General features: G+C 38.6%; 22 protein-coding genes. 13 read left to right on the top strand and 9 right to left on the bottom strand.

Annotated elements, in window-relative coordinates:
• A partial coding sequence (locus A7A69_RS07975; RefSeq protein ID WP_152876836.1) for an IS3 family transposase occupies positions 1–601 on the top strand: 601 nt, incomplete at its 5' end.
• A gap of 49 nt (positions 602–650) precedes the next feature.
• On the opposite strand, the gene A7A69_RS07970 is transcribed toward A7A69_RS07975, so the two are convergent.
• From A7A69_RS07970 to A7A69_RS07955, 4 genes are read right to left on the bottom strand one after another with little or no spacing between them, the layout of a single operon-like run.
• Positions 651–1760 (bottom strand): ABC transporter permease, encoded by a 1110-nt coding sequence (locus A7A69_RS07970; protein WP_152876834.1) that lies wholly within the window; start codon positions 1758–1760, stop codon positions 651–653.
• The gene (locus A7A69_RS07965) at positions 1753–2886 is read right to left on the bottom strand and encodes an ABC transporter permease (RefSeq protein ID WP_152876832.1); all 1134 of its coding nucleotides are present in this window, start codon (positions 2884–2886) and stop codon (positions 1753–1755) included. Before A7A69_RS07965 ends, A7A69_RS07970 begins: the two co-directional genes overlap by 8 nt.
• Position 2887: 1 nt before the next feature.
• The gene (locus A7A69_RS07960; protein ID WP_152876830.1) at positions 2888–4009 is read right to left on the bottom strand and encodes an HlyD family secretion protein; all 1122 of its coding nucleotides are present in this window, start codon (positions 4007–4009) and stop codon (positions 2888–2890) included.
• 10 nt (positions 4010–4019) lie between these two features.
• Positions 4020–5519 (bottom strand): TolC family protein, encoded by a 1500-nt coding sequence (locus tag A7A69_RS07955; RefSeq protein ID WP_152876828.1) that lies wholly within the window; start codon positions 5517–5519, stop codon positions 4020–4022.
• A gap of 305 nt (positions 5520–5824) precedes the next feature.
• On the opposite strand from A7A69_RS07955, the gene serC reads away from it, so the two are divergent.
• Complete coding sequence (serC, locus tag A7A69_RS07950; RefSeq protein ID WP_152876826.1) at positions 5825–6904, top strand: 3-phosphoserine/phosphohydroxythreonine transaminase; 1080 nt, start codon at positions 5825–5827, stop codon at positions 6902–6904.
• A 251-nt stretch (positions 6905–7155) separates the two neighbouring features.
• Here serC and A7A69_RS07945 read toward each other — a convergent pair whose 3' ends face one another.
• On the bottom strand, positions 7156–8094 hold the full coding sequence (locus tag A7A69_RS07945; RefSeq protein ID WP_120370964.1) for a hypothetical protein: 939 nt from the start codon (positions 8092–8094) through the stop codon (positions 7156–7158).
• A gap of 178 nt (positions 8095–8272) precedes the next feature.
• Between A7A69_RS07945 and A7A69_RS07940 the strand changes: the two genes are divergently transcribed.
• Both A7A69_RS07940 and A7A69_RS07935 read left to right on the top strand, forming a co-directional pair.
• Complete coding sequence (locus tag A7A69_RS07940) at positions 8273–8740, top strand: YaiI/YqxD family protein (protein WP_120370965.1); 468 nt, start codon at positions 8273–8275, stop codon at positions 8738–8740.
• A gap of 9 nt (positions 8741–8749) precedes the next feature.
• Positions 8750–9670, top strand: a complete 921-nt coding sequence (locus A7A69_RS07935; protein WP_152876824.1) for a DMT family transporter — start codon at positions 8750–8752, stop codon at positions 9668–9670.
• Between the two features lie 47 nt (positions 9671–9717).
• Here A7A69_RS07935 and A7A69_RS07930 read toward each other — a convergent pair whose 3' ends face one another.
• Complete coding sequence (locus tag A7A69_RS07930; RefSeq protein ID WP_120370967.1) at positions 9718–10278, bottom strand: PilZ domain-containing protein; 561 nt, start codon at positions 10276–10278, stop codon at positions 9718–9720.
• A 27-nt stretch (positions 10279–10305) separates the two neighbouring features.
• Between A7A69_RS07930 and A7A69_RS07925 the strand changes: the two genes are divergently transcribed.
• The 3 genes from A7A69_RS07925 to A7A69_RS07915 all read left to right on the top strand — a co-directional run bounded on the left by A7A69_RS07925 (position 10306) and on the right by A7A69_RS07915 (position 14760).
• Positions 10306–11541 (top strand): lipoprotein-releasing ABC transporter permease subunit, encoded by a 1236-nt coding sequence (locus A7A69_RS07925; RefSeq protein ID WP_120370968.1) that lies wholly within the window; start codon positions 10306–10308, stop codon positions 11539–11541.
• Positions 11534–12223 (top strand): lipoprotein-releasing ABC transporter ATP-binding protein LolD, encoded by a 690-nt coding sequence (gene lolD / locus A7A69_RS07920; RefSeq protein ID WP_120370969.1) that lies wholly within the window; start codon positions 11534–11536, stop codon positions 12221–12223. Before A7A69_RS07925 ends, lolD begins: the two co-directional genes overlap by 8 nt.
• An 83-nt stretch (positions 12224–12306) precedes the next feature.
• The gene (locus A7A69_RS07915; protein ID WP_152876823.1) at positions 12307–14760 is read left to right on the top strand and encodes a DNA internalization-related competence protein ComEC/Rec2; all 2454 of its coding nucleotides are present in this window, start codon (positions 12307–12309) and stop codon (positions 14758–14760) included.
• On the opposite strand, the gene A7A69_RS07910 is transcribed toward A7A69_RS07915, so the two are convergent.
• Entirely contained in the window at positions 14732–15706 is a 975-nt protein-coding gene (locus tag A7A69_RS07910; RefSeq protein WP_120370971.1) for a lysophospholipid acyltransferase family protein, read from the bottom strand. The genes A7A69_RS07915 and A7A69_RS07910 overlap by 29 nt on opposite strands.
• 136 nt (positions 15707–15842) lie before the next feature.
• Between A7A69_RS07910 and sppA the strand changes: the two genes are divergently transcribed.
• Together sppA and A7A69_RS07900 are read left to right on the top strand one after the other, a co-directional pair.
• A complete protein-coding gene (gene sppA, locus A7A69_RS07905; protein ID WP_120370972.1) occupies positions 15843–16856 on the top strand; it encodes a signal peptide peptidase SppA in 1014 nt (337 codons plus the stop codon).
• 17 nt (positions 16857–16873) lie between these two features.
• Positions 16874–17698, top strand: a complete 825-nt coding sequence (locus A7A69_RS07900) for an alpha/beta fold hydrolase (protein WP_187349199.1) — start codon at positions 16874–16876, stop codon at positions 17696–17698.
• Positions 17699–17734: 36 nt separating this feature from the next.
• On the opposite strand, the gene purN is transcribed toward A7A69_RS07900, so the two are convergent.
• The gene (purN, locus tag A7A69_RS07895) at positions 17735–18376 is read right to left on the bottom strand and encodes a phosphoribosylglycinamide formyltransferase (protein WP_152876821.1); all 642 of its coding nucleotides are present in this window, start codon (positions 18374–18376) and stop codon (positions 17735–17737) included.
• The gene (gene purM, locus A7A69_RS07890) at positions 18373–19443 is read right to left on the bottom strand and encodes a phosphoribosylformylglycinamidine cyclo-ligase (RefSeq protein WP_120370974.1); all 1071 of its coding nucleotides are present in this window, start codon (positions 19441–19443) and stop codon (positions 18373–18375) included. The genes purN and purM overlap by 4 nt, the downstream gene beginning before the upstream one ends.
• Before the next feature lie 134 nt (positions 19444–19577).
• Between purM and cxpE the strand changes: the two genes are divergently transcribed.
• The 4 genes from cxpE (at position 19578) to A7A69_RS07870 (ending at position 25942) form a co-directional block, all read left to right on the top strand.
• Positions 19578–20768: a chloramphenicol efflux transporter CxpE gene (gene cxpE / locus A7A69_RS07885; RefSeq protein WP_152876820.1), complete on the top strand. Its 1191-nt coding sequence runs from the start codon at positions 19578–19580 to the stop codon at positions 20766–20768.
• A gap of 33 nt (positions 20769–20801) precedes the next feature.
• A complete protein-coding gene (gene hda / locus A7A69_RS07880; RefSeq protein ID WP_120370976.1) occupies positions 20802–21506 on the top strand; it encodes a DnaA regulatory inactivator Hda in 705 nt (234 codons plus the stop codon).
• Between the two features lie 119 nt (positions 21507–21625).
• Positions 21626–23434, top strand: a complete 1809-nt coding sequence (rbtA, locus tag A7A69_RS07875; RefSeq protein ID WP_152876819.1) for a rhombotarget A — start codon at positions 21626–21628, stop codon at positions 23432–23434.
• 27 nt (positions 23435–23461) lie between these two features.
• Positions 23462–25942, top strand: a complete 2481-nt coding sequence (locus A7A69_RS07870; protein WP_152876818.1) for a CSLREA domain-containing protein — start codon at positions 23462–23464, stop codon at positions 25940–25942.
• Positions 25943–26016: the final 74 nt, after the last annotated feature.

The following is a 26016-nucleotide window of genomic DNA, read 5'->3' as shown; positions in this document are numbered from 1 at the left end:
GCAGTCGATGAAGCTTAAATCGTGTATCAGAATAACGAAATATCGTTCTTATAAGGGGCAAGTAGGTCGAGTTGCAGATAATGTACTACAACGCCAATTTAAAGCGGATAAACCGAATCAGAAATGGGTAATGGATGTAACAGAGTTTAATGTTGGTGGTAAAAAGCTTTATTTATCACCCATCATGGACTTATTCAATGGAGAAATTATAGCCTTTAAAACTCAACGTAGACCAGTATATCGATTAGTTACAGAGATGTTGGATGATGCGCTTATCAAGCTTCCAGATGATGATAAACCTGTGATCCACTCAGATCAGGGATGGCAGTACCAAATGCGTCATTATCAACAGCAACTCAAACAGCATGGTTTAATACAGAGTATGTCTCGTAAAGGTAACTGTTTGGACAATGCATCAATGGAAAATTTCTTTGGAATACTCAAATCAGAGTGCTTCTATGGTGAAAAATTTAATTCAGTTGAAGAATTGGAACAAACCGTGAAAGAATATATTCACTATTACAATCATGAAAGAATCAAGGTTAAATTAAAAGGACTAAGCCCTGTAGAGTACAGAACTCAGTCCTTAGAAGCTGCTTAATCAAACCGTCCACTTATTGGGGTGAAGTTCATTAGGCATACTTTTTTTATTATTTATGAGTTGGATTTTTTGGCTGCATTACCAACCGATAATAAGCAATGAATAAAAAAATGCCTGCTGCACAACTTAAAAAAATAAGTTTAGGGAGAACCAGATAAGTTTGTGTTCCCATTTGATTCAATTGAATAAATAACTGAACTGCATGGGTGGAAGGCAAAAGCCATGTAAAGCCTTGTATCCATAACGGCATAGACTGAATGGGCCATGCAATGCCTGTTAATAAAAACAAAGGAATAGAAGTGAACACCAAAAAATGCCCAGCCCGTTCAGACATATCTAATAAAGAACCAAATACCAATCCCAATGCAGTGATACAACACACAAATATAGGGACAGCCAAAAGCATTCCCCAAAAATTTCCGCCATGCGGATAGTCATTGACCCAGAAAATAAAGCCAAATAAATAAAAGCAACCTAAACAACCAATGGTAAAAAAGCATGCAAAAATTCCCCAAAATTCACTTTTTGAGGGTTGCCAGTTCTTTTCTCGAAAACCGCCAATGAGCATGCCTAAGCCCAAAATAATGGTTTGGTGAATAATTACAGGCGCTACAGCTGGAAAAATATAACTACCATAGCCCGATAAAGTATTAAATAAGGGAATTTGATGGATGGAAAGTTCAGGTTTGAAATGAGAAACTTGTCCAAAACGTGCGGCCTGTTCTCGAATTGCATTTTCAATTGCAGTCGCTAATCCTAAGCCAATTTCTTTGGTTTTTAAAAAGTATGCAGTACTAATATAAAGTCCGATCCCTCCGACTTCTCCACGTCGAATACTGTTTGATAAATTATCAGGCAAATACAAAATACCATCGGCTTTCTGGTTGCGAACCATTTGCTCAGCTTCAAAAAAATTCCCCGTAATTGCAGTTATCTTTACATCTGGACTATTTGCAACTTGAGCAATAATCGTTGAAGTGACGACACTTTGTTCTTCATCAACAATGATAATGGGCAAAGATTCTGCATGTTCTGCTTTATAAGCGATCGGATAAAAAAAACTATAAAAAAATACAGATAAAATCACTGTAGTTAAAATTGAGGTGTTTTTAACAATATTTTTAAATGTTTCAATGTAATAGTAAAAGAACTTAGCCATGTTTCTGTTCCTTCACTAACTTTTTCATCAGTAATGCGCTCATAGCGAAATAAAATACGCTATAACCGAGCAAAATAAAAAATGGCCAGATTGAAATTCCAACATCACTCCCCACAACCCATTGCTCAGTTTGTAGCCGAGCATAAGGTGTATAGGGAATGATCATCGACCAAAATTGAGTGAAAATAGGCGCATTATTCAAAGGCAATGTTACACCTGCAAAACTTAAGGACGAGCCACCATAGACTGCAATAAAACCAAAAGTTCGCCCTAAATTTTTACTGGCAAGTACAACAGTGGAACTAATAAAAGCATAAGAAAAATACAGTAAAACTTGCCCTGCTAGTATTAAAACTAAGCTACCAGCGATAAACCAACCTCTAATCACAATCAGCCAAAACATCCATACCCATGTCCATAATGTAAAAATCACCACATAGACTAAAACTTTTGCAAATAAGGCGCGGATATAATCATGCTGATTTGCCCAATTTTTTACAGTATTTCTTTTTAGTTCCTGACCGATCGCAAATGCGACACAACAGCACAGCAATAAATGAAGAATTGCTGGAATTAAAAAGGGTTCTAAGTAAAATTCATAACTTAGATTTGGATTATACAAAGTAGAGATTTTGACATTTGGCGTTGGCATACTTAAATAGGGGAGTACATTGCTTAGATAACTTTGCCCAGCAAAATCGGCTATGCCATTTAAAGTGCCTAAAAGCATGGCGGAAGAAATAGTATTTCCCACACTAAAAAATGACTGATTAAAAGCAATGCTAATTTGCGCATCTTGGGCATTGACCAAACGCTGCTCGGCACCAGCTGGTATGTGTACATAGCCCCAAATTTTGGTCTGATTCAGTAAATGTTCGACTTCTGTTTGGTTTTGCGTTCGATATTTAATATCAAGCGTTTGATTGAGCGACAGATAGCGATCAATATTACGGCTGAGTTCACTCTGATCCTGATCTATAATTGCAATAGGCAGGTGATCAGGTTTGCCTTTATAGAACATACTACTAAATAATAAAATGATGAATAATGGCGCAATGATCACCATCGCCAGATCCCACTTATTGTGTAGTAAGTAGCGTAGTTCCCGTAATATACAGGCAAGCATGCTATTTTGCCTCAATGACTTTAAATAGTACGCTCATCCCGACTTTCAGGTCTGGTATCGGCTGTTCAGGTACTAAATGCAGTTTGAAGCTACGAATATCATAACCACCTGTTTGTCGAGTGGTTTTAATCGTAGCGAATTCACCTTCGGCATCAATGTTTTCAATTTTAAATTCAACTTTTTTATCGAGTGCAGGAATATAACCTTCTAGAGTTTTTGCTTTATACACCGAACGATATTGATCTTCGCGGACATTTAAACTGACCCAAAGTTCATCATCTTCCAAGATACTGACCACAGGAACCGCTGTTGCAACTAATTCAGAGGGTTTGCCATACGTTTTCGATATAGTCCCATTAACAGGAGAATACAGCTTGGTTTCACCTTCAAGCGCATTGGCTTCAGCTAAAGCAGCTTGAGCAATTTCGACCTGTGCATCAGCCATTGATTGTTGTTGTGGGGTACTGCCTCTTTTGGCGCGGGCATATTGTTGGTAAGCCGCTTCACTGAGTTCTTTGGCAGATTGTTGTGCAGCATACATTTCATCACGGCGCTGACGTGAAATCACGCCTTCTTTATAGAGTACCGCACCACGTTGGTAGGTTTTACTCGCAAGTTCAGACTGTGCCTGTACGCTTTTCCAGTTTGCATACAAGGAATCAATATTCTCTTCCTGTGAACCACGTTCAGCTGTAGATTGCAGCGCTTGTGCAGATTGTAGCGCCGCCTGTGCCTGTTGCTTTTTTGCCTGAATTTCTGGGCTGACCAGAAGTACTAAAGCTTGCCCTTTTTTAACTTTTTGTCCTTCAGAAACATAAATCTGTTCTATACGACTTGGAACTTTGGTACTGACGTGTAACGTTTCTGCTTCTACACGACCTTGTAATTCGACCTGCTTGGGTTGGTAGGCTTTCCAAAGTCCGTAGGCAATCAGTCCGAGTAGTAATAACACCACAACTGCAACAATGATTTTTATGAGCCCCTTTTTTTTAGGTTTTTCAGGCTTATTTTGCTGCTCTTTATTGTTTTGCTCGGTTTCATCATGCTGGATATTTTCATTCTCTGTGATAGAAGAGGAATCTGGATGTTGAGCATCAGATGGTGGTTGATCTTGATTCATCATGTCCTCTCCTTTAACGAATATAATCGGTATTTGGCTGGTTTACATAGGCTTTAAAACTTGAAATTGAGCCGTGACTTTGTAATAAAGTTGCCAATGATAGTATGTATTTATAAGCATTCAGTGCCATTTCGGTATTTAAGGCATTTAGGGCATTTTGCGCATCGATGACTTGAGTCGCTGTACCCATATCTTCTTTAAACGAAAGTTCCTGAATGCGTAAATTTTCCTGAGCAGCTTTTTGATTCTGTAAAAGCAAAGCATGACTCTGTTGTGCTGAATTCAGTTCGCTATAAGATTTATTCATCACGTTTTCAATTTCTTGTTTGGTTCTTGCAGTGAGTAGTTCTGTTGCATAGCGTTTAAGCTCTGCGGAATGGATACTTTTACTTTTATCGATTCCTGAAAATAGATTATATTTTGCTGCAATTCCAACGATCCAGTTTTCTTTATCATCAAGGCTATATTCACCAAAAGCAAATAAGTTCGGTTTTTTTGCTGCTTGCTGTACGCGAACATTTTCATTGGCAATTTGGGTATCCATTTGCATTTTACGTACCAAACTGGACTGTTCTGGATAGGTTGCCATTAAATTATCTAAGGACTGAGTTTGCACTTTATTTATAAATAATGGCGTGGTGAGTTGGTTCACTTGATTGGTTCTGAGCAAATTATTCAATTGAAATTGACTGCTTTGTAGATTTGCCTGCGCACTTTGCAATAAGCGCTGCGCGTTATTTCGCGCCACTTCAAATTGCATTCGTTGTCCTTTGCTTAAAAATCCTTGTTTCTCAAGTTTAAGTGCATTATCCAGATGGCGCTGCATGGCATCGAAATTAAACTGACTGGATTTGAGAAGTTGCTGTTGTAATTGCACATTGAAATACGCTTGAATCATCTCAAAACGTTGTACATCTTGTTGCTGTTCAGTATTGAGTTCAGAACGTTGCGATTGAATCGCTGCAATTTGTTTGGTGGATTTGAGTAAACCACCTGTATAAAGTGGCATCACCATTGAGATAGATGAACGTATTTGTTCATCCTGTAAAGTCAAGTTGGCATAGTTCGGAACCATATTGACGCCATCATGAATAACGCCATTCATGCCACTTTCAACGTCACCGATAATATTGGGTGGAATAACATTTTGCCATTCATTTAGCTGATTATCGAGTTTGTCATTTAAAGCATTTTCAATGCCTTGCTTAAATGAATTAAGTGGTACATCGGCTTCACTATGAAATTTATAAGCACGAACATTGAAGTCAATACGTGGCAGCCCTAAACCTTTTACCGCTTCTGCATCGAGTTTTGCTGAACTTTGCAATGCTTGATTGGCCTGAGTTGTGTAAGAGTTTTCAATTATTTGCTGTTCTGCTTGCGCATAACTAAAGTTTTGCGCCTGCACTTGAGCGCATAATCCTGTAAAACCTAACCCAGCCGCCATGATCTTGATTAAAGCTTGCGTCAAAAAGGTTGGTTTTGTTGTATAAACCTGACGTCTAAATTTCATATCAAACAACTTTTAATATTTTCAGCTAGTGTAGTGGATTCTTTATAAAAGTAAGTTATTGAATTGTTTACAATACATTTGTATAACAGGCTCACGCGCATAAGTGGTTTAACGTTGCAAATTAAACCTGATTAGGCATGAAACTGTGCGTTTAATTTTAGCCTAAATTAAAATGATTTATAGATTAAATAACGATACTCGGCAGTTTCTATTGAAATATTTATGGGTTCAATTACTGCACGAAATCCCAAGATGTGGTTAAATGCAACAGTTTAATTTTGTTTCACTTTAACAAAGGAAAAATCATGCGCGCGTACAATTTCTGTGCTGGCCCTGCTGCCTTACCGACTGCCGTTTTAGAAAAAGCTCAAGCTGAGTTATTGGACTGGCAGGGTAAGGGCCTTTCCATTATGGAAATGAGTCATCGTAGTAAAGACTATGTCGCAGTTGCAGAAAAAGCTGAAGCTGATTTACGCAAGTTAATGAATATTCCGCAAAATTATAAAGTTTTATTTTTACAAGGTGGAGCATCACTACAGTTTTCAGCAATTCCACTCAATCTGTTGGGTAAAAATCCTAAAGCGGATTATATTCATACTGGGATCTGGTCAGAAAAAGCATTGAAAGAAGCGCAGCGTTATGGCGAGATCAATGTGATAGAAGCGGGTACAACACTTAATGGCAAACTTGCGATTAAAGATCAACGTGAATGGAACCTGTCTCCAGATGTTGCCTATGTGCATTATGCAGACAATGAAACGATTGGTGGTTTACAATTTGCTGGTATTCCAGAGGTTGATGCGCCTTTAGTGTCAGACCTTTCTTCAAGTATTTTATCTGCGCCAATAGATGTATCAAAGTTTGGTCTTATTTATGCGGGTGCGCAAAAAAATATTGGTCCAGCAGGTTTAACGATTGTGATTGTACGTGATGACTTACTTGATCAAGCGCGTTCAGATATTCCAAGTATTTTGCAATATTCAGCGCAGGCCAAAAATGATTCGATGGTGAATACACCAGCGACTTATTCATGGTATTTATCAGGTTTGGTGTTTGAATGGTTACTTGAGCAGGGCGGGGTAGATGCCATCCACAAGATCAATCTAGAAAAAGCCAACTTGCTTTATGGTTATATTGATGCCAGTGATTTTTATAATAATCCGATTGCAGAGGCAAACCGTTCTATTATGAATGTGCCATTTACATTGGCAGATGAAGCTTTGGAAAAATTATTTTTGAAAGAAGCAGAAGAACGGCACTTGTTGAATCTGGCAGGGCATCGTTCAGTTGGTGGTATGCGTGCAAGTATTTACAATGCTGTACCGCTTGAAGGTGTGCAGGCATTGGTTAACTTTATGGATGACTTTGCAAAACGTAATGCTTAATCACGATAAAGCCCTCACATGATGAGGGCTTTATTTTTAATGTTTAAGCAATTCATAAAGTAAAATTAGGCAGTTAACAAGCCCAAATGATAAAAAATCATGGCTGCAAGAAACATCCCAAGAACAAAAAAGCAAAAGGCACCTTTGTCTAACTTAATACGTTGACCGCTAAATTGGACTAGACTGTAACTTTGTTGTTCTCGAATAATTTTCATTAATGAGCCTAATAATTAAATTATTGTGAAAATATATTAATTATTAATAGTTTTAGCATAAATATTCGCCTGAATCCATAGGTTTCCGCGAATATACTGTCCAATTTCAAAGTTTTTAAACAAATCGTCTTTTGTTGCAATCCGAATTAATGTCGCAGGTAGATTATCTTCTAAAACTAAAGTGACATCATAAAGCGTATATTCTTGTTCCATAAATGTCATGGATGTCTTCCCCACGATATTGCCCTGAAACCAAGCTTCATCTTCCTGACCGATCGTTTCACCGTATAAATAAGCCACCATTTTAGAAAAATCAACGGTTACAGGCTCTTTATCTTCAGGTGTTTTCGGTTCCCATGCATTAATAAGTTCCTGTAGATTTTCAGGCGCTACACCATTATGGTCGGCTAAAATGTCGTTTAATGCGCGATGATGTTTAATTGAAGCTGGGTCATCTACAATAATGGTTTCATTATCAGCTACTATTTCAAGTTCATATGCCCATGCATTTAATTGAACTTGATACTTCTGATCCTTTTGATATTGACCATGATTGACGCTATATAGATTATCGAAGGCATAAATAATGGTATTTGGATTTACTTTTAACTGTAAAACGGCTTGAGTGGCTGATTCAGATGTAATAATGCGTTCGACCGTAGCATTAAATTTATATGGACTTTCAAATGTAGGAAATGCCGTTTTTAATGCTTTAGGTTTATTATTTTCGACTGCAATAATCTGGTTGAGTTTGATCGATGAATTTGCAGGGCCCTGAATAAGCCAAAATGCTTGATCCATATCATTTTCACATTCACAGATACCCATCGGCATGATTGGGCTATCTAGTGCCAGTCCAAGCCACTTTGGTACATCCTGAGCGGGTTCTGGAGAAAGTAGATTCCAATGCTGCGCATGACTGCCAAAATTATTTTCTTCGATAGTGACGATTTCAGGACTATTTTGATTTTTCATATAAGCTGTGAATAAAAAAATGGATAACTTAATGTATTAAATCGAGGATATCTTGGTTTTTTCAAGTCTATCAATGTAATTATGTAAAAAAATCATCGCGCTTTTTACTTGAATAAGTTTTCATGATGAAAAACGAATCTGTTAAACTTAGATTTTATTTTCTCCAAGAGTCATTCAGTTGTTAGCATTCAAGTTATGGGTTGATGCAGATGCATTGCCCAAAATTCTGCGTGAAGTAATTTTACGCGCATCTGATCGTTATCAACTTGAAGTGACTTTTGTCGCCAATCAAAATGTCGGGATTCCACCTTCGGTCAGAATCAAATCGATTCAGGTCATGAGTGGTGCAGATCAGGCCGATAAAGAAATTGTCGAACGGATGCAGGAAAATGACATTGTCATTACGCAAGATATTCCGCTTGCCGCTCAAGTAATTGAGAAAGGTGGTGTTGCAATTCATCCGCGTGGTGAGGTTTATACCACGGCAAATGTTAAGGCGCGCTTACATCTTCGTGATTTTATGGATACCTTACGCGGCGCAGGCGTTCAAACAGGTGGGCCACCGCCGATATCAGAACGAGATAAACGAGAATTTTCTAGCGCTTTAGATCAGACAATTTTAAAGCAAAAGCGTAAAACTGCATGAGAATAAACAATGTTATCTAAAACTAACATTATCATAACCTATGTAGTATTGGTATTTATCTGGGCGACAACTCCGCTTGCGATTGTTTGGAGCGTGTCTGATATTTATATCTTATGGGCAATGGCGTTGCGTTTTTTTATTGCATTGCCGATTGCTGCGATTTTATTATTTTTACTCAAAGTAAAATTTCCTACAGATAAAATTGCATTACATAGTTATGTTGCAGGTTCTTTTAGTCTGATTGGCTCCCAAATTTTTACTTATATCGCAACACAATATTTAAGTTCGGGGATCATTGCGCTGATGTTTGGTTTGGCGCCGATTATTGCAGGATTAATGGCGCATTTTGCTTTGAATCAGCATTTGAATCGATTGCAATGGTTGGGTATGTTCGTCGCGATTTCAGGGCTGGCCTTGATTTGTTTTGGTGGTTCTACGCAGAATATTCATCCCATTGGGATTGGTTTGATGCTCATCAGTGTATTTATGTATTGTCTATCGATTTTTTGGGTCAAAAAAGTCAATGCAGATATAGAACCAATGGCACAGGCAACAGGTTCAATTTTAGTTTCCGCTTTAGGCGCAATCTGCTTGATGCCGTGGATTTGGCAATATGCACCTACTCATCTTCCTGAAGCAAAATCGTTATTTGCATTAATTTATACCGTGATTATGGCATCACTCATTGCCATGTTTTGTTATTTTAAATTAGTACGTAATATCAAGGCGACCACTTTATCGCTGACCAATGTTATGACTCCGCTTTTAGCGATGCTGATTGGTGTTTTAATCAATCATGAAAAACTATCTATGTTTGGGTTAATGGGTGCGGCGATTATTTTAATTGGGCTATTCTTATACTTCTATAAAGACTTACAAGCGAGTCGAAGATTACAAGCCCATTTAAAACAGCAACATGTTGAACATTAGTTTGAAAGTGGATAGCTCACCCTAACAAAGACAAAAAGTGAGCCATTTTATATTTGTTCAGCAATACATTCAGCCAACTTCACTCGATCATGCGGATGCAAGGTAATAAAATAAACACCCGTTCTAAATTTATGATCGTCTTCGGCGTGGCTATATACCACTTGAGCAGTGACAGCGATATGAAAATAATTTTCAGGATGGCTTAGGGTAATATGGATATATGTTCCTTCTTTTAAAGACTCTGAAGTATAAAAACTGAGTCCAGTTTCAGAAACATTAACCTGCTCTGTACTTGGTAAGATAGATTGAACGATAGAGTCGTACAGAGAACCCGTAATTAAATTCAATTTTTGATTAAATAAAGATAAGATACGAGCAATTTGTTGATCTTTTTGATTTAATTGTTCTAATTCGTAGCTAAACGCATGATCAATTTGATCTAATTCAGCAAGTAGTAGAAAATAGCGCGGCAATACAAAACTTGGATCGTAAGGATCGTTAAGGGCAACAGCATCAGAAATAACCTGATAGTTGATTCTTAACGCAGCATCTATGCGAGACATGACACGGCGTTCAGATGTTCCACTCGAATGCTGTGAACTTTCCATAATGAAATTACCTCGGATTTAGATGGTATGTTTAAACCAATCTCGTTATATATCGGGTTGAGATATACTCGCGCACGGCGTAGTAATCACTTTATTTCTTTTATTGCATTGGTTTCCATGATTGGTCTCACCTTGGGTGTCGCCGTACTCATTACCGTGCTATCGGTCATGAATGGTTTTGACCGTGAGTTGAAAAACCGTGTCTTAGGCATGATACCTCAAGCTACTGTTTCTTCAACACAAATTTTAACAGATTGGCCAGAACTTGCAAAAAAAATTGAAGCACATCCGCATGTCACAGGGGTTGCTCCTTTTACTCAGTTACAAGGCATGCTTACTGCACATGGTCAGGTTGCCGGAATTATGGTGACGGGGATCGATCCTAAATATGAACCAAAGGTTTCTATTATTCAAGATCATATGGTTGCAGGGAATATAAATAGCCTGCAAAAAGGTGAGTTTGGCATTGTACTGGGTAAACAAATGGCGGATGCATTAGGTCTTGGATTGAATGACAATGTTACCTTGGTGCTCCCAGAAGCCACACCATCGCCAGCAGGTGTGGTTCCGCGTTTTAAACGTTTTAAAATTGTGGGCATTTTTAGTATTGGTGCAGAAGTTGATTCAATGATGGGTTATATCGCCCTGAATGATGCTTCAACTTTGCTACGTTTACCCGATGGTGCACAAGGTGTTCGACTGAAATTGGACAATATTTTTCAAGCTCCTCAAGTGGCGAATGATATTGTGAAAACCTTACCCCCTAACTTTTATGCATCTGATTGGACTTATACCCACGGTAACTTATTCAGTGCGATTCAGATGGAAAAAGCGATGGTGAGCTTGCTTTTATTTCTGATTGTTTTGGTGGCTGCATTTAATATTGTATCTTCGTTAGTTATGGTCGTGACCGATAAAAAATCCGATATTGCAATACTAAGAACATTAGGTGCTTCTCCAGCAACCATTACCAAAATATTTATGGTACAGGGCACTGTGATTGGTGTGATTGGAACAGTCGCAGGTGCAATTTTGGGTATCATTTTAGCGACCAGTATTAGTAATGTGATTGACTGGTTAAATACTGCCTTTGGTTGGCATTTGTTTGATGCGTACTTTATTAACTATTTACCGTCTTATTTAAGATGGCAAGATGTGGTTTTAATCGTTTCAGTATCATTAATTTTGAGTTTCTTGGCGACTATTTACCCAGCTTTACGTGCTGCAAAAATTCAGCCTGCGGAGGCTTTACGTTATGAGTAAAATCGTTCTGGAAGCCAAAGATATTTATAAAAGCTTTACTGATGGAAAATCTAAGGTTGAAGTGATCAAGGGACTGTCTTTGCAGATAAAAGCAGGCGAATTTGTTTCTATCGTCGGCGCAAGTGGTTCGGGTAAAAGTACCTTGCTACACGTGCTGGGTGGACTTGATCAGCCAACGCAAGGCCAAGTATTTTTAAATGGTCAGCGTTTTGATAACTTAGGTGAAGCCGAACGCGGTTTTAAGCGGAATGAATATTTAGGCTTTGTTTATCAGTTTCATCACTTGTTACCAGAGTTTACTGCACTGGAAAATGTAGCAATGCCTCTTATGTTACGTAGCAGTAGCAACTTTAAAGATGTGAAACAGCGTGCAGAATATTTATTGGAGCGTGTAGGGCTGTCTCATCGTCTGGAACATAAACCAGGTGAGTTGTCTGGTGGTGAAAGGCAGCGTGTGGCTCTGGCGAGAGCTTTGGTGACAAAACCCGCTCTAATGTTGGCAGATGAGCCAACAGGGAATCTGGATCGTAGAACAGCAATGACTATTTTTGAGTTATTGATGGATCTAAAAAAAGAGTTGAATATGGCTATGCTTATTGTGACTCATGATGAACAATTGGCTCAATCTGGAGACTCAATTTTGCACATGCAAGACGGACTTTGGGTTGATTCAATTCAATAATCTAAAAATTTTTAAAATAATCCTTTTAAAGCCCATACAAATGGGCTTTAATTTTGCCCGAAAAAGAAGCTATATAAAATTACATGTTAAAAATTATATTGTTGGGATGGATTCTTGGCATTGCCATGATGGGATATTCCTTTCCAAACTTGATATCGATGAGTTGGTATTTTGTTCCATTTATTCTGATCTTTTGGGGAATTTATTGCCTAAAAAGAAATAAGTGGAGCGAGAATACATATATTAAAGCATCTTTAATGATCGGCTCTACATGTTGCACATTAATACTGGGCTATGTGTATGCAGATCATGCCTTGATTGAGCGTCTAAAGCACAAAGAAATCTTGCCAAGAACGACATCCGAAGTGGTTTATGTTCGAAAAATTGGAGAAAACACAGAACAGGGGGTTAAACAGCCAATTGAAATTTTATCTCAAAATAAGCCTCCTGTAGTTTGGGTCGCGTATATTGATGATTCGATTTTACAAAGTATTGAGATCAAAAATAAAAGTTTAGCACTTGGGCAATATTATCAGGTACAGGGGATGCTTAAGCCTATACATAGTTATGCCAATGCGGGAGGCTTTGATCAGGAAAAATGGTTTATTCAGCAAAACTGGATGTCTAGCTTGCAAGTAAAACAAATAGTGCCACTTTCAAGCCAAGACGTTTATCGTTTAGGATTTCAGAAACACCTAAAACAACAACAGACACTTTGGTCAAGATTTAGCCTAAGTATTGAGCAATTAAGACTTAATTTTCGAATTGATCTACAACAGCAACCTCTGAAATATAAGGCATTGATACTGGCGCTGTTGACAGGTGACCGCAGTTTACTGGATCAAAATACTGAACTGCTTTTTCAGCGATTTGGTATTTCACATTTACTGGCGATATCAGGCCCACATGTTCTGATTTTAGCGGCAATCTTTGCATGGCTGATGACACGTATTATTCATAAGTTTAAGCCAAAAATCTATTTAAGATGTCCTCGTCAGATTTTGCTGATTGTACCATTTTGTGGTTGTGTATTCGTCTATACAGCTTTTGTCGGCTTTGAAATACCAGCATTACGCACATTATTATTGACTCTTATCGCAAGTTTATTTCTACTTCTTAAACATGAAATTCGACCTTTCAATTTGCTGTTATATACAGCAAGTTTAAGCTTATTGATTGATCCTTTTGGTATTTTGTCGGCTGCATTTTGGTTATCTTATGGCGCTTGTTTTATTCTGTTGAATATTTATCAGTCCATACATCGCCATTCAGATTCAGTCCCTAATTTGACGCAAAAAATCTGGAAAAACATTCAAGTATTAATCCAATCTCAATGGAAAATTTTTATTGCACTATTACCTTTGGTACTTATTTTTTTTAATCAAGTTTCTTGGATTGCACCCATTGCCAATCTGATTGTGATCCCATTTTTAGGCGGGGTCATTGTACCGCTAGGCATTATTGCAGCTTGTATCTCCTTGATCATTCCGTCTTTGGGGCAGCTACTTTTTCATATCAATGATTTACTGATCGGTGTTTTATTTTTTATTTTGAATGGACTAGATCACCTTTTTCATCCCGTACTGCATACTTTTTCTTTAACACCTATGCTTTTGTTGAGTATTGGCTTAGGTATTTTGATGTTGTTTTTACCTAAGGGCAGTATCCCAAGATCATGGGCATTTTTATGTATTTGCCCAGTTTTTTTACTGCCATGGGGGAAGCGTGATACATACATATCGGTCATTGATGTGGGGCAGGGACAGTCTATTTTTATACAGGATTCATCAATGCGTATGCTGATTGATACAGGTGGTTATTATGATGAAAGCAAATTTAGCATGGGTCAAAAGGTTGTGGTTCCTTATTTAAAATCGCAAGGTGTAACACAACTTGATCGTATTTTACTTTCTCACTTGGATCAGGATCATAGTGGGGCGCTTGATGCTGTTTTGCAGCAAATAAAAGTCAGCCATTTAATGGCGAATGAAACACTGCCGCAGCAAACTTTATCTTTGCTAAAAGATGCTTCTTTTTCTAAATGTCATGCAGGTCAAACATGGCAAACAGTTGATATGCGCTTGCAAATATTGTCTCCAGAAAGCATGCATGATCAACAGGTTCGATACGATCGAAATGAAAATTCCTGCGTGGTCTATCTTGAACTGTTAAAGGCAAATGGTTTACATCGATTTTTAATGATGGGTGATGCTGGATGGCTGACTGAATATCAAATTTTACAGAAATATCCAGATTTGAAAGTAGATGTCTTGATTTTGGGACATCACGGCAGCAAGTATAGCTCATCTTATGATTTTTTAAGGCATTATCGGCCAAAAATTGCGGTTGCATCTGTTGGATATACCAATCGTTATGGGCACCCAAGCATGCAAACGATATCAAGATTAGAAGCTTTAAACATTCCACTTTATACCACGATACAGTCTGGGAACATCACCTTTCGTATTGAGGATAATCGCGTAGAACTAGAGCAATATCGACAAGCTTTTAAGTGGATGAATCCGAAGCCACAATAGTATCTAGTGGGACTTTACTTCTCACTTGTTCTATTCTTTCAAGAGCTTCACTTTCATCAAATTTATAAATATTATCAAGCATAGGATTCGCTTTAAAGCGTTTATAACTCCAGTGATAATGCTGAGGATATCGACGAATCAGATTCTCAATTGCTTGATGGATGACCAAAGTTCCATGTGAATCTGATCCTTCATAAATCGCAGGATCTATCGGTTCAATAAACATATCAAAACCGTCTTGATCATTACGAATTGCATAAAGAAGCAAGGCTTTGGCTTTAGTTTTTTGAATCAATTTCGAACTTAGATTGCTAGATATAAGTGGAATACCAAAATAATCGACCATTTCACCGCCAGCATGTGGTGAATGATCTGGCAAAATGACGGTGGTTCCACCCTTTTTTAAAGCTTTAAAAATCTGACGTACACCACTTTCATCGGTTGGAACCAGATTTGCTTGTTCGCGGCTACGTGCTTCACGCACAAAAGTATCTGCATCTGCATTTTTTACAGGTTTATATAAAATGGTCATGGGTGTAAATTGTGCGCACCACGCATTCATCACTTCCCATGTACCAAAGTGGGGAACAATCAAAACCAGACCTTTATTTTCAGCTAAGGCTTCATGGAAATAATGTTCACCTGTAATATTTTGAATACGGGAAATATTTTTTTCATTAGACGCGCCCCACACACTAAAGAACTCAAAATATGACGTGAGTTCGTTACGAATTGCCTGTTGCGTAATCTGGTGACGTTCATCTTCAGTTAAATAAGGTAAGGCAATTTGTAGGTTTAACTGGATCGTTCTGGATGTTTTTGTAATTTTCAGAGAGTTGACTAAGCCTGCGAGCATACGCGCAATAAAACGTGAAAATTGAATAGGCTGTCGGCTAACGAACCTTAAAAGACGGTAATTGAAGCTGTGAGTATCAGGTGTCGTCATTATCAAAAAAGCATTAAATAAAGTAAGGAAAAAATCATCGGACAAAAATATTATAAGTTAAATCATATCGATTAAATAGTTTTTACCGATTCAGTGTATATAATGGCAGAGATTTTAACTTTTTGGGTTGTTTTTTATGTCCGATTGGCCACCAAAACCACAAAATGAACCATCGAATAGCAATAATAAGGCTGGACAGGAATGGCAAATTTTGGAAAAAGCTGTTCTAGCCTCTGTTGAAGAGCAACGTCGAGCCAGACGTTGGGGAATATTTTTTAAATTACTCACTTTTCTTTACTTAATTTTCATCATCGTCGTTTTGGGGCGTGGCTGTTCAAGCGTAGAGAGTAGTGCGACTACTTCAAGCTCAGCGCATTTGGCTGTCGTTAATATTATTGGCACGATTGATTCTGGTAATCAGTCAGTGAACAGTGAAGACACTAATAAAGCACTGAAGCGAGCATTTGAGGCAAAATCAAGTAAAGCAGTAGTTTTAAATATTAATTCACCAGGAGGATCACCTGTTCAATCAGATGAAATCTGGCAGCAAATCCGTTATTTAAAACAACAGCATACAGATAAAAAAGTCTATGCCGTGATTGGTGATATGGGAGCGTCTGGTGCTTATTATATCGCGTCTGCGGCAGATGAAATTATTGTAAACCCATCAAGTTTAGTGGGTTCAATTGGTGTAATTATGCCAAATTACGGTATTAATGGACTTGCTCAAAAGCTAGGAATTGAAGACCGTACCATGACTTCGGGTTCCAATAAGGATATCCTTAGCATGACCAAACCAATAAACCCACAGCAACGTGAACATATTCAGGCCTTATTGGATAATGTGCATCAGCATTTTATCGATGCAGTAAAACAAGGTCGTGGTAAACGTCTGCAATCCGATGATCCTGCCATTTTCTCAGGTTTATTTTGGACAGGTGAACAAGCGATTAAGTTAGGGATTGCTGACCGCACAGGTAACATTGATAGTTTGATGCGTGAGCTAAAACTTGATACTAAAGTAAACTATACCATTGAACGCAGTCCATTCGAATCTTTGGTTGGACGTATGGGTTCACAAATAGGTCAGGGAATTAGCCAGTCGATTTCTCAGCAATTGCAGACGGAACAGCAGGCGCAATTCAAGTAATCGAGTTCGTAAATATGATATCTGATAAACCATTAATCCACTTTGCGCACGCCAACGGCGTGCCTTCTAAAGTCTATCAAAAACTTTTCAATGCACTTAAAGATGACTATGACATTATTTATGTGCCTTTGATTGGGCCAGATAAACGCTACCCGATTACCAATCATTGGCCACATTTAGTAGATCAAGTCATTGATAGTATTGTGCAGCAGGCGCAAGGGCGTAAAGTAATCGGTCTGGGACATTCTTTAGGTTCAGTTTTAACGCTGATGGCTTCTTATCAACGACCAGAGCTTTTTAAGCAAGTGATTATGCTAGATCCACCCTTAATTTTAGGTAGATATTCATTTGCGTTTCATATGGCAAAGCTGCTCAGTCCGAAAAAAGTGGATCAAATGACACCAGCGGGTTTGTCTTCGCGCCGTCGAGATCATTGGGCATCTAAAGCGCAGGCTGCAGAACTGTTACGTCCTAAAGGGTTTTATCAGCATTTTGATCCTGAATGTTTTCAGGCTTATATTGAGTATGGTTTAAGTCCAGACCCGATGCGTGGTGGGATGACATTGACCATTCCTAAAGCCGACGAAGTGGAAATCTTTCGTCAAAATCCATCTTGGTGGTGGTTAACGCCACGTCATTCTCCACACGTACCTGTACATCTGGTGGTTGGTGAAAAAAGTAATTTTCTCGAACGCGGTTTTCCACAAAAAGCCAAAAAGACTTTAGGTATTCCTTATACAGTAGTTAAAGGTGGACATATGTTCCCATTGGAATACCCATTGGAAACATCGGATCAGATTAAACAATTGATTGTTGAGCAATCTCAACAAAAAAGCGCGTAATAAACGCGCTTTTTTGTGGCTAAAATTTTATTTTATTTAAATCTGGCAAAACTGTAGCGGCTTAGTAAGAGGTTGACCTTTATATAAAACTTGACCCGCTTGATATTGAATCGTTTGTGTACAAATCCACTCAACTACTTGCGGATAAATTACATGTTCAAGTTCATGCACACGTTTTGCAAGGGTTGTGGGGTTATCATGTTGGTTAACTTTGAGTACACCTTGCAACAGTGCAGGGCCTGCGTCAAGTTCCGCTGTGACGTAATGAACCGTACAGCCATGAAACATGTCACCTGTATTTAAAACCCGCTGATGGGTATGCATACCTTTATAGAGCGGTAATAGGGAAGGGTGGATATTAATCATTTTCCCTTCCCAAGCCCGTACAAATTTTTCACTTAAGATACGCATAAAACCCGCGAGTACTACAAGGTCTACATCCCAATCTAAAAGTTGTTGATGCATGGCATCATCAAAAATCTCACGCTTAGGATAAGCTTTATGTTCAATCACTCGCGTTTCGATTTGTGCTTGTTGGGCCCGCTCTAGTGCATATGCATCTGCTTTGTTGGAAATGACTCCTACAATTTTGCCTGACAAATGTTGCCCAAGTTGGGCATCGATCAGAGCTTGTAAGTTACTGCCATTTCCTGAAACCAGTACTGCTATTTTAATCATGCAAAGATCACACGAATTTTTTCGTCAGCGCCTTCAATAGATTCAGCATTATCCTGAATGTGACCAATTTTCCATGCTTTTTCACCTTGTGAATTCAGCAATTCGATTGTTTTAGCAGCATCAGCAGCATCTATAGCGATGACCATACCAACGCCACAGTTGAAGGTACGATACATTTCAAACTGTTCTACACCACCTTCGCGTTGAAGCAGTTTGAATAACTCTGGCCATTCCCATGATGCTTCATCAATCACTGCTTGAGCACCATTTGGAAGTACACGTGGTAAGTTACCTGGTAAGCCACCGCCTGTAATATGTGCCATCGCATGTACATCAACCTGTTTGCATAGTTCAAGCACAGGTTTAACATAGATTCGAGTTGGTTCCATTGCTACATCAGCCAATGAACGCCCATCGATTTGTTGAGTCAAATCAACATTTTTAACATCAAGAATTTTACGGAGCAGTGAATAACCATTTGAATGAGCACCACTTGAAGCGATACCAATCAATACATCACCTGCTTTCACTTTTGAGCCATCAATAATTTTACTTTGCTCAACAACACCTACAGCAAAACCAGCCAAGTCGTAATCTTCGCCTTCATACATACCTGGCATTTCAGCAGTTTCTCCGCCTACAAGTGCACAACCTGCAAGCTCACAGCCTTTCCCAATCCCTGTGACAACATTGGCTGCAACGTCCACATTTAAATGGCCTGTTGCATAATAATCGAGGAAGAATAAAGGTTCTGCGCCACAAACCAATAAATCATTGACACACATAGCAACCAGATCCTGACCAATAGTGTCATGACGATTAAGGTTAAGTGCCAAACGTAATTTTGTACCTACGCCATCTGTACCAGAAACTAAAACTGGTTCTTCATAGCCTTTAGGAATTTTGCAAAGTGCGCCAAAGCCGCCAAGACCGCCCATGACTTCAGGACGAGAGGTGCGTTTTGCGACTGATTTGATACGATCGACCAGTGCGTCGCCCGCTTCAATGTCGACGCCCGCATCTTTATAGCTTAAACCAGTATTTGGGGTAGAAGTTGAGTTGCTCATAGTGAAGTCTCCGCATTGGCGGCAGATTATAACCTGAATATACGAAACTCTTATGTTATTTATGCTTGAAAATGCTATCTTTAATGAAATATTTTTACATCTATAATGAATACATTAAAAAAAGGCTAGATTTTATGCAAGATCGTACGCTTCGCCGTATCTTCATCCTAGCAGGTATCGCACTTTTACTTTGGGTACTTTATTTACTTAAACCCGTTGTGATTCCATTTATTGGTGCTTTTTTAATTGCATACCTGTTTAGTCCATTGGTCGAGAAACTGTCCAGAATTGGTTTGCCACGCTGGTTATCTATTAGTATTGTTTTTATTGGTATCGGTGTTTTACTCACATGGGCAATCTGGTTTGTCGTTCCGTTGGTTTGGCAGCAATTGATTTATGCCCGCGATAGTATTCCATCAGGCATTCATTGGATCAATGCAACTTTTCTGCCGTGGGTGTCACACACCTTTAATGTCGAGCGTATGGAAATTGATACCGATCAAATTTCAACTGCTGTAATGGAATATATTCAGACCAATTATAGTGCCGATAGTATCCAGAGCATGGCATTGCGTCTTGCCCAATCTGGACTGAGTTTTATTCAGATTGGCGGTACAATTGTATTAATCCCTGTGATTGCATTTTATTTCCTGTTGGATTGGGAACGGATGTTACATAGTCTGCATCGTCTTATTCCAAAACCTTATGAGCAAAGTACTATGCGTATCGTAAGGGAATGTCACAGTGTTTTAGGGGCATTTGTAAAAGGTCAATTTTTAGTAATGCTGTTATTAGGTATTGTCTATGCAGTTGGCTTACAACTTATTGGCTTGGAAGTTGGACTCATTATTGGGATTGTGGCAGGATTAGCCAGTATTATTCCTTACTTGGGTTTTGCTGTAGGGATTATTGCTGCGGTTATCGCGACATTGTTTCAGTTTGGTGTGGACTGGACACAGCTTGTTTTAGTTGGTGTTGTATTTATGATCGGGCAAGCAGTTGAAGGTTATATCTTACAGCCCTTTCTATTGGGTGATAAAATTGGACTTTCACCTGTGGCTGTTGTGTTTGCAGTTCTGGCAGGTGCCCAACTTGCAGGCTTTTTGGGAATGTTGATCGCGTTGCCTGTTGCCGCAGTTATTGTGGTTTTATTACGGCATGTTCGTGAAGCTTATGAACATAGTCAACTATATGGTGCTCAAACGGTTGTGGTGCAACATGGCGGCGGCGAGCATATTAGTGTAGAAACTGAAAGCGTTGATCTTGATATTGAAATAAAAAAACCGCAAGATACTGATGTGCCAAACGATTTTTCACCCAAATAGCCAAGAGGTTGCTCACGAGGTTTATAATATAGTATGCGTCAACTACAGCTAGATATTGAACCTCAACTTGATGCCCGAATTAGTGATTTTTCTGGGCCAGGTTGGGGACATGTTGTTGATGCCGTTCGGCAGTTACATGCAGGATTAGTCAATCGTTTCTATATTTATGGTGGTGCAGGTTCTGGAAAAAGTCATTTACTTTCAGCAATTTGTGACTCTTATCTAGAAATAGGTAAATCTGCAATAAAAGTTTCTTTACTTGAACTTCTGGATGCACCGATCGAAGCCATTACTTCGTTAGAGCGTTATGATCTGGTCGCGTTAGATGATATTGAAGCAATTAGTGGTGTGCCACATTGGCAAAGGGCAGTTTTTCATCTGATTAATTATAATAATGAAGTGGGTGGGCAACTGGTATTTTCATCTCGTGTTGCACCCATTGAACTCAAACTTGAACTTCCAGATTTGCAATCACGATTAACTCAGGCAGTAAGTGTTAAAGTGCCGAGTGGGAGTCTTTATGCAGATCGTGAAGCGTTAGTTTTATCGACTGTAGCACGTCGCGGTTTGCATTTTGATCCGCAAATAATTGAATATTTGTTATTGCATGGACCGCATCAAGCCTCTTTACTATTACAAACATTGGCACAGCTTGAAAAATTACTTAAAGGTGAAAAAACCAAGCTTTCTAATGCAACTTTAAGGCAAATATATGCCTTAATTGATGAGTATCGGTAGTCACGTGAAAAATCTTGAGTAATTACTCAAGCTATGCGAAAGTACGCAAATTAACTGAAAAGTTGCTAGGAATTGGTGACTTTAAAAAAATAATGAAAATGGAAATGAAGGAGAAAGATATGCTCAAGCGGGGTATAGGCGTTGGGCTGTTGTTAGTTGCTGGTCATGCATATAGTGCAGGCGAAATTATAGTCAATACAACAGCAGACGAAGTTAAGAACGATAGTCTCTGTTCTTTGCGCGAAGCAATTGAGTATATCAATCAGGGAATGCCAGAGGCTGGATATAACGGATGTGGGGGCAAAGATTCTACAGCCGTTGTGTTGCTAGAAAAACAAAAAACCTATGAATTAAACAGCCAAATTAAAATTCAAAAAGCCCTTCAGCTTAAAACAACCTATGACACCAGTGTCGGTGAAAATCAGTACGGTTTAAATAATGCTACCATTAAAATGGTAGGCAATGACCGAATCTTTTATGTTTATGACGATAATACTGATAGCGCACAATATAATGTCGCACTTCTCGAAGTCAATTTAGAGGGTAATCCGAACAGTACCATCAATAATGGGGGATTGATCTTTAACCGTGAAGTCTTAGGCTTACAGTATGTCAAACTGATAAATGGGCATGCTACGGTTAATGGAGGTGCTATTTATAATGAGGGTGTTTCTACAGACAAGAGTGCAGGTTATATTACAGCAGTCAATGTCTTCTTCCAAAATAATACAGCTTCGCAAGGCGCAGTTATTTATAGTGAATTACCAAGATTTCAACTTTATCAAACGGTGTTGCGCGACAATAAAGCCACAGGTGTAGACAAGCCTACATTGCTATATTCTGCGACAGCATTTGATGATGATTCAACCAGTGGCAATGCAAGTTCTCGTCTATATGGTTTAAAAAACAGTACTATTTTTAATAATACAGGTTATATCGCGAATGTACGTGATGGCATGATTATTAATAATATCACCATGATCCGAAATAACTCAGGTCTATATTTACAAGGACCAAAAGGTGATGCCTATGTATCTAATAGCATTATTGTTGAAAATGGTTCAGCGAACTGCGTATTTGCAGAGGGTGATAAAACCAGTCTGATTAACAATCTGACTAATACGAGTGATTGTGGTAGCGGCACTGCGACTGACCCTAATGTGAATGTAGGCGCTAATAAATTATTGGCCGGAGAGATAGAAGGCAAGTGTGATGCTGCACCAGCCGATGGTTTGCTTTGTCCATACTACTTACCTGAAAAGCAATTTTTGGGCTTCTTTAAACCACGCCTGTTAATGTCTTACAACACTTTAACTGATTCACTGATTGTGAATCGTGGACGTGTGTTAAGTGATGGAACGAACATTACTAGTTTATCGAGCTGTGAAGCAAGTGATCAGCGCGGTAAGACACGCAGTACCAAAGAACTTTGTGATATTGGTGCAATTGAATTGATCATTGATGCCGATTCTATTACGCCAGTGGGGCAGGATATTCTGTATGGTGAAACTGCGAAGTTTTCGATTGCCGACCAGTTAGCAGATGGTGAATTACTTCCAGCCAGTGAATGTGAAGGTTTATTGGGCAAACGAGAAGACGGTAAAGCATGGCAGGCAGGTTGTTTGCAAATCGTGCAAACCCACACGCCATCTAAAGGTACATTAACACTCGATCAGGAAGGTAATGTGACTTATGTGCCAAATGGAAACTGGCATGGTTCTGATGAATTTAAACTTCGTGTCATGACCACGATTACTCGCTTTAGTGATTCTATTGGAAATCGTTATATCGATATTCCTGGAAAAATTGTGCAGGATCCACCAAATGATTTTGAAAGTAAAAAGGTAAAAACCAGTGGTGGTAGCTTTGGCTATGGAATGTTAATCGCTTTATTGGGACTTGTAGGTTTAAGACGATTTAAAAAGTAGGGATAGGGATATATAAGGGATTAAGTCATGAAAAATTATAAAAAAGGACTGCTTACACTGATGGTTTTATCTGCTATGTCTTTAATGGCGGCAGAGGATAAAACCATTTATGTAAATACTTTTGATGATATTGATGATCAGGGTAGTAGTAAATGTTCACTTCGGATGGCGTTAAAAGCTGCTGAACTGAATCGATCTTATGGTGGATGTGGTGCAGGAAATATCGCCGCTTCAGCGATTGATTATATTCAGCTTGAATCAGGGACATACAAGCTCAATTCGGAGTTGACTCCAGCATCATCCATTTCCCTGATGGGTAAGATTCCTCAGGACTATAGCAAGATTGATGTTATTACCAATGATTATCCGGCTAAAACTGCCTTGATTAGTATTATTGATGGTCAGGGAAAGTCTAGATTAATCAACACAAGCAATAGTAAAGCTTCTATCACAGTCAGTAATGTTCAACTGCAAAATGGTAAAAGTGACAGTCGAGGTGGTGCACTTTATTTAGGGGCTGCAACTACCTTAACAGGTGTTTCAATTTTAAATTCAACAGCAAATCAGGGTGCTGCTGTTTATCTTGAAGGTAATAATTCTTCATTAACCTTGACCAGTAGTATCTATCAGGGCAATAAAACCTTTAAGAAAAACCCAAACGATGTAGACAATATTGGCGATGTTCTAGCAATGAGTTGTCTGGATAATTTGGCTTATAATAAACGTACTTTGACGTTTACCAATAACAGTTTTATCAACAATGGTTCAACTGATAGTAAAAGTACACTTGAATTTTGTGGCGAGCCTTCTACGACTTTAACTGCCAATACAATCGCCCAAAATACAGTCAACTCGAATGACGGGAGTATCATAAAATTTACCGGGGATAGCCGCGTAAATACAGATGTAAACAAGTTAAGTACAGCAAGTACTTTGCAAATGGTGAGTAACACGATTGTAGAAAATAATGCGTTCAGTACTTTTTTATATGACAAAATCGGAATTAAGGTTTTGTCATTTAACGTGCTTGCATTCAATAGCAATCGCTCATGCCGTTATTTGCTTGGCGAAGCAAAAGATCAAAAAGATACGGGTATTGGTTTAGCCTATAATGCGATAAGTTGGGCTGCTGGAAGTCAAAGTCAGTGTGATGTTGCAAGTGAGGTATTTCCTGAACAGGATACCAATACCAATACCAATACCAATACCAATACCAATATCGATATGAGTAACACTACTCTTTCAAGTGTATTAAGTAGCTTGCAGACACCATCAGAATATACCAGTTTCTTGCCGCTCTATTTCCCTAAGGATAATAAACTAGATACAGATTTGGTTGATGTGGAAACGGATGGTTGTAGTACACAGGATCAACGAGGAATCAACCGTATCACTGATGGAACCCTCATTTTAAATCCGACAGGACGTAATACTTGTGATATTGGTTCTACTGAAGTCATGCGTTTAACCGCAGGTGATATTAATGGGGTTGTAAACAGCTCTCTTGTGACCTTATTGGACAGTTATCAATCAGAACTTGATTTCTTTAAAGGATTAGTTGCAGATTCAAATACTAATCCCGACTTTTTACCTTATTACAATAAACGTATTAAAGAATATGAGGATTTAATTACCTATACCAAAGCCAATGCAAAATATCGAGCAGTCTATGTAGATCCTTTTAAATTTAGTTTACCAGATGAAATTGTATTATCGGACGGAGGTCGCCAAATCCAGCATTTGACGACAGATACCTATGCTGTATCTGTAAAACCTTTAGGTGTGGGGATGATTACTGGTAGTGGTGATACTGCTAAACTTGATGCTCGACCAGATGAAAATTTGAGATGCGAATGGAAATCTGACCTTAAACGAATTATGGTTTATCGTCTGGACGATGGTATTACTCAGGCAGGTGAATATAACTTCTGCGAATATACTTTAACCTTAAAAAATGCAGATGGTTCACTCAATACTGATAAACAATCATCAGGTTTGATGCAGGTGAACTTTGTTAATATTGCTCCAATCGCAAAAGCTGATGAATACACCATCCAATATGGAACTGATCAGAAGATTAATGTGAATTTATTGAGCAATGATTCTGATGATGGGGATGGGCCAGTTTCAGAATTGACAACTAAACCAAACAAACCTGCGTTTTATCATGATTCAAATGGCATTGAACTTCCAATACGAACAACGACTGTGCCTTCGGGTATCACGATTACGCCTGAACGTAGTGGTCCATGTCCTTACCCAGATCAAAAAGAAACCTGTTATGGTGGTAACCTTAGCATTCAGGTAAAAAATAATTTTAACGTATTTGACTATAAATTTAGTTATTTAGTTTACGATGCTGACGGAACTAAGTCTGAAGAAACGACTGTAACGTTAAAAAATACAGCGGCTACTACAAATAATCAAAGCAGTAGCGGTGGTGGTAGTTTAGGCATTTTTACTGTACTTGGACTGGTGGGATTAGTACTTTATCGTCGTCGACATTAATTTAAGGCAATAAAAAAGAGGTTCAATTGAACCTCTTTTTTATTGGTGTATTGAATAACTCAATACGCTTTGTT

It is taken from the genome of Acinetobacter guerrae (assembly GCF_009372255.1).
Classification (GTDB): domain Bacteria; phylum Pseudomonadota; class Gammaproteobacteria; order Pseudomonadales; family Moraxellaceae; genus Acinetobacter; species Acinetobacter guerrae.
The sequence above is the reverse complement of the archived record's forward strand: the minus strand, read 5'-3'. Positions and strand labels throughout refer to the sequence as shown.

Excerpts from the sequence above, each read along its gene's own strand:
- A7A69_RS07970 (WP_152876834.1), bottom strand. The coding sequence starts at position 1,760 with ATGGCTAAGTTCTTTTACTATTACATTGAAACATTTAAAAATATTGTT.
- A7A69_RS07965 (WP_152876832.1), bottom strand. The coding sequence starts at position 2,886 with ATGCTTGCCTGTATATTACGGGAACTACGCTACTTACTACACAATAAG.
- A7A69_RS07960 (WP_152876830.1), bottom strand. The coding sequence starts at position 4,009 with ATGATGAATCAAGATCAACCACCATCTGATGCTCAACATCCAGATTCC.
- A7A69_RS07955 (WP_152876828.1), bottom strand. The coding sequence starts at position 5,519 with ATGAAATTTAGACGTCAGGTTTATACAACAAAACCAACCTTTTTGACG.
- serC (WP_152876826.1), top strand. The coding sequence starts at position 5,825 with ATGCGCGCGTACAATTTCTGTGCTGGCCCTGCTGCCTTACCGACTGCC.
- A7A69_RS07945 (WP_120370964.1), bottom strand. The coding sequence starts at position 8,094 with ATGAAAAATCAAAATAGTCCTGAAATCGTCACTATCGAAGAAAATAAT.
- A7A69_RS07935 (WP_152876824.1), top strand. The coding sequence starts at position 8,750 with ATGTTATCTAAAACTAACATTATCATAACCTATGTAGTATTGGTATTT.
- A7A69_RS07930 (WP_120370967.1), bottom strand. The coding sequence starts at position 10,278 with ATGGAAAGTTCACAGCATTCGAGTGGAACATCTGAACGCCGTGTCATG.
- A7A69_RS07925 (WP_120370968.1), top strand. The coding sequence starts at position 10,306 with ATGTTTAAACCAATCTCGTTATATATCGGGTTGAGATATACTCGCGCA.
- lolD (WP_120370969.1), top strand. The coding sequence starts at position 11,534 with ATGAGTAAAATCGTTCTGGAAGCCAAAGATATTTATAAAAGCTTTACT.
- A7A69_RS07915 (WP_152876823.1), top strand. The coding sequence starts at position 12,307 with ATGTTAAAAATTATATTGTTGGGATGGATTCTTGGCATTGCCATGATG.
- A7A69_RS07910 (WP_120370971.1), bottom strand. The coding sequence starts at position 15,706 with ATGACGACACCTGATACTCACAGCTTCAATTACCGTCTTTTAAGGTTC.
- sppA (WP_120370972.1), top strand. The coding sequence starts at position 15,843 with ATGTCCGATTGGCCACCAAAACCACAAAATGAACCATCGAATAGCAAT.
- purN (WP_152876821.1), bottom strand. The coding sequence starts at position 18,376 with ATGATTAAAATAGCAGTACTGGTTTCAGGAAATGGCAGTAACTTACAA.
- purM (WP_120370974.1), bottom strand. The coding sequence starts at position 19,443 with ATGAGCAACTCAACTTCTACCCCAAATACTGGTTTAAGCTATAAAGAT.
- cxpE (WP_152876820.1), top strand. The coding sequence starts at position 19,578 with ATGCAAGATCGTACGCTTCGCCGTATCTTCATCCTAGCAGGTATCGCA.
- hda (WP_120370976.1), top strand. The coding sequence starts at position 20,802 with ATGCGTCAACTACAGCTAGATATTGAACCTCAACTTGATGCCCGAATT.
- rbtA (WP_152876819.1), top strand. The coding sequence starts at position 21,626 with ATGCTCAAGCGGGGTATAGGCGTTGGGCTGTTGTTAGTTGCTGGTCAT.
- A7A69_RS07870 (WP_152876818.1), top strand. The coding sequence starts at position 23,462 with ATGAAAAATTATAAAAAAGGACTGCTTACACTGATGGTTTTATCTGCT.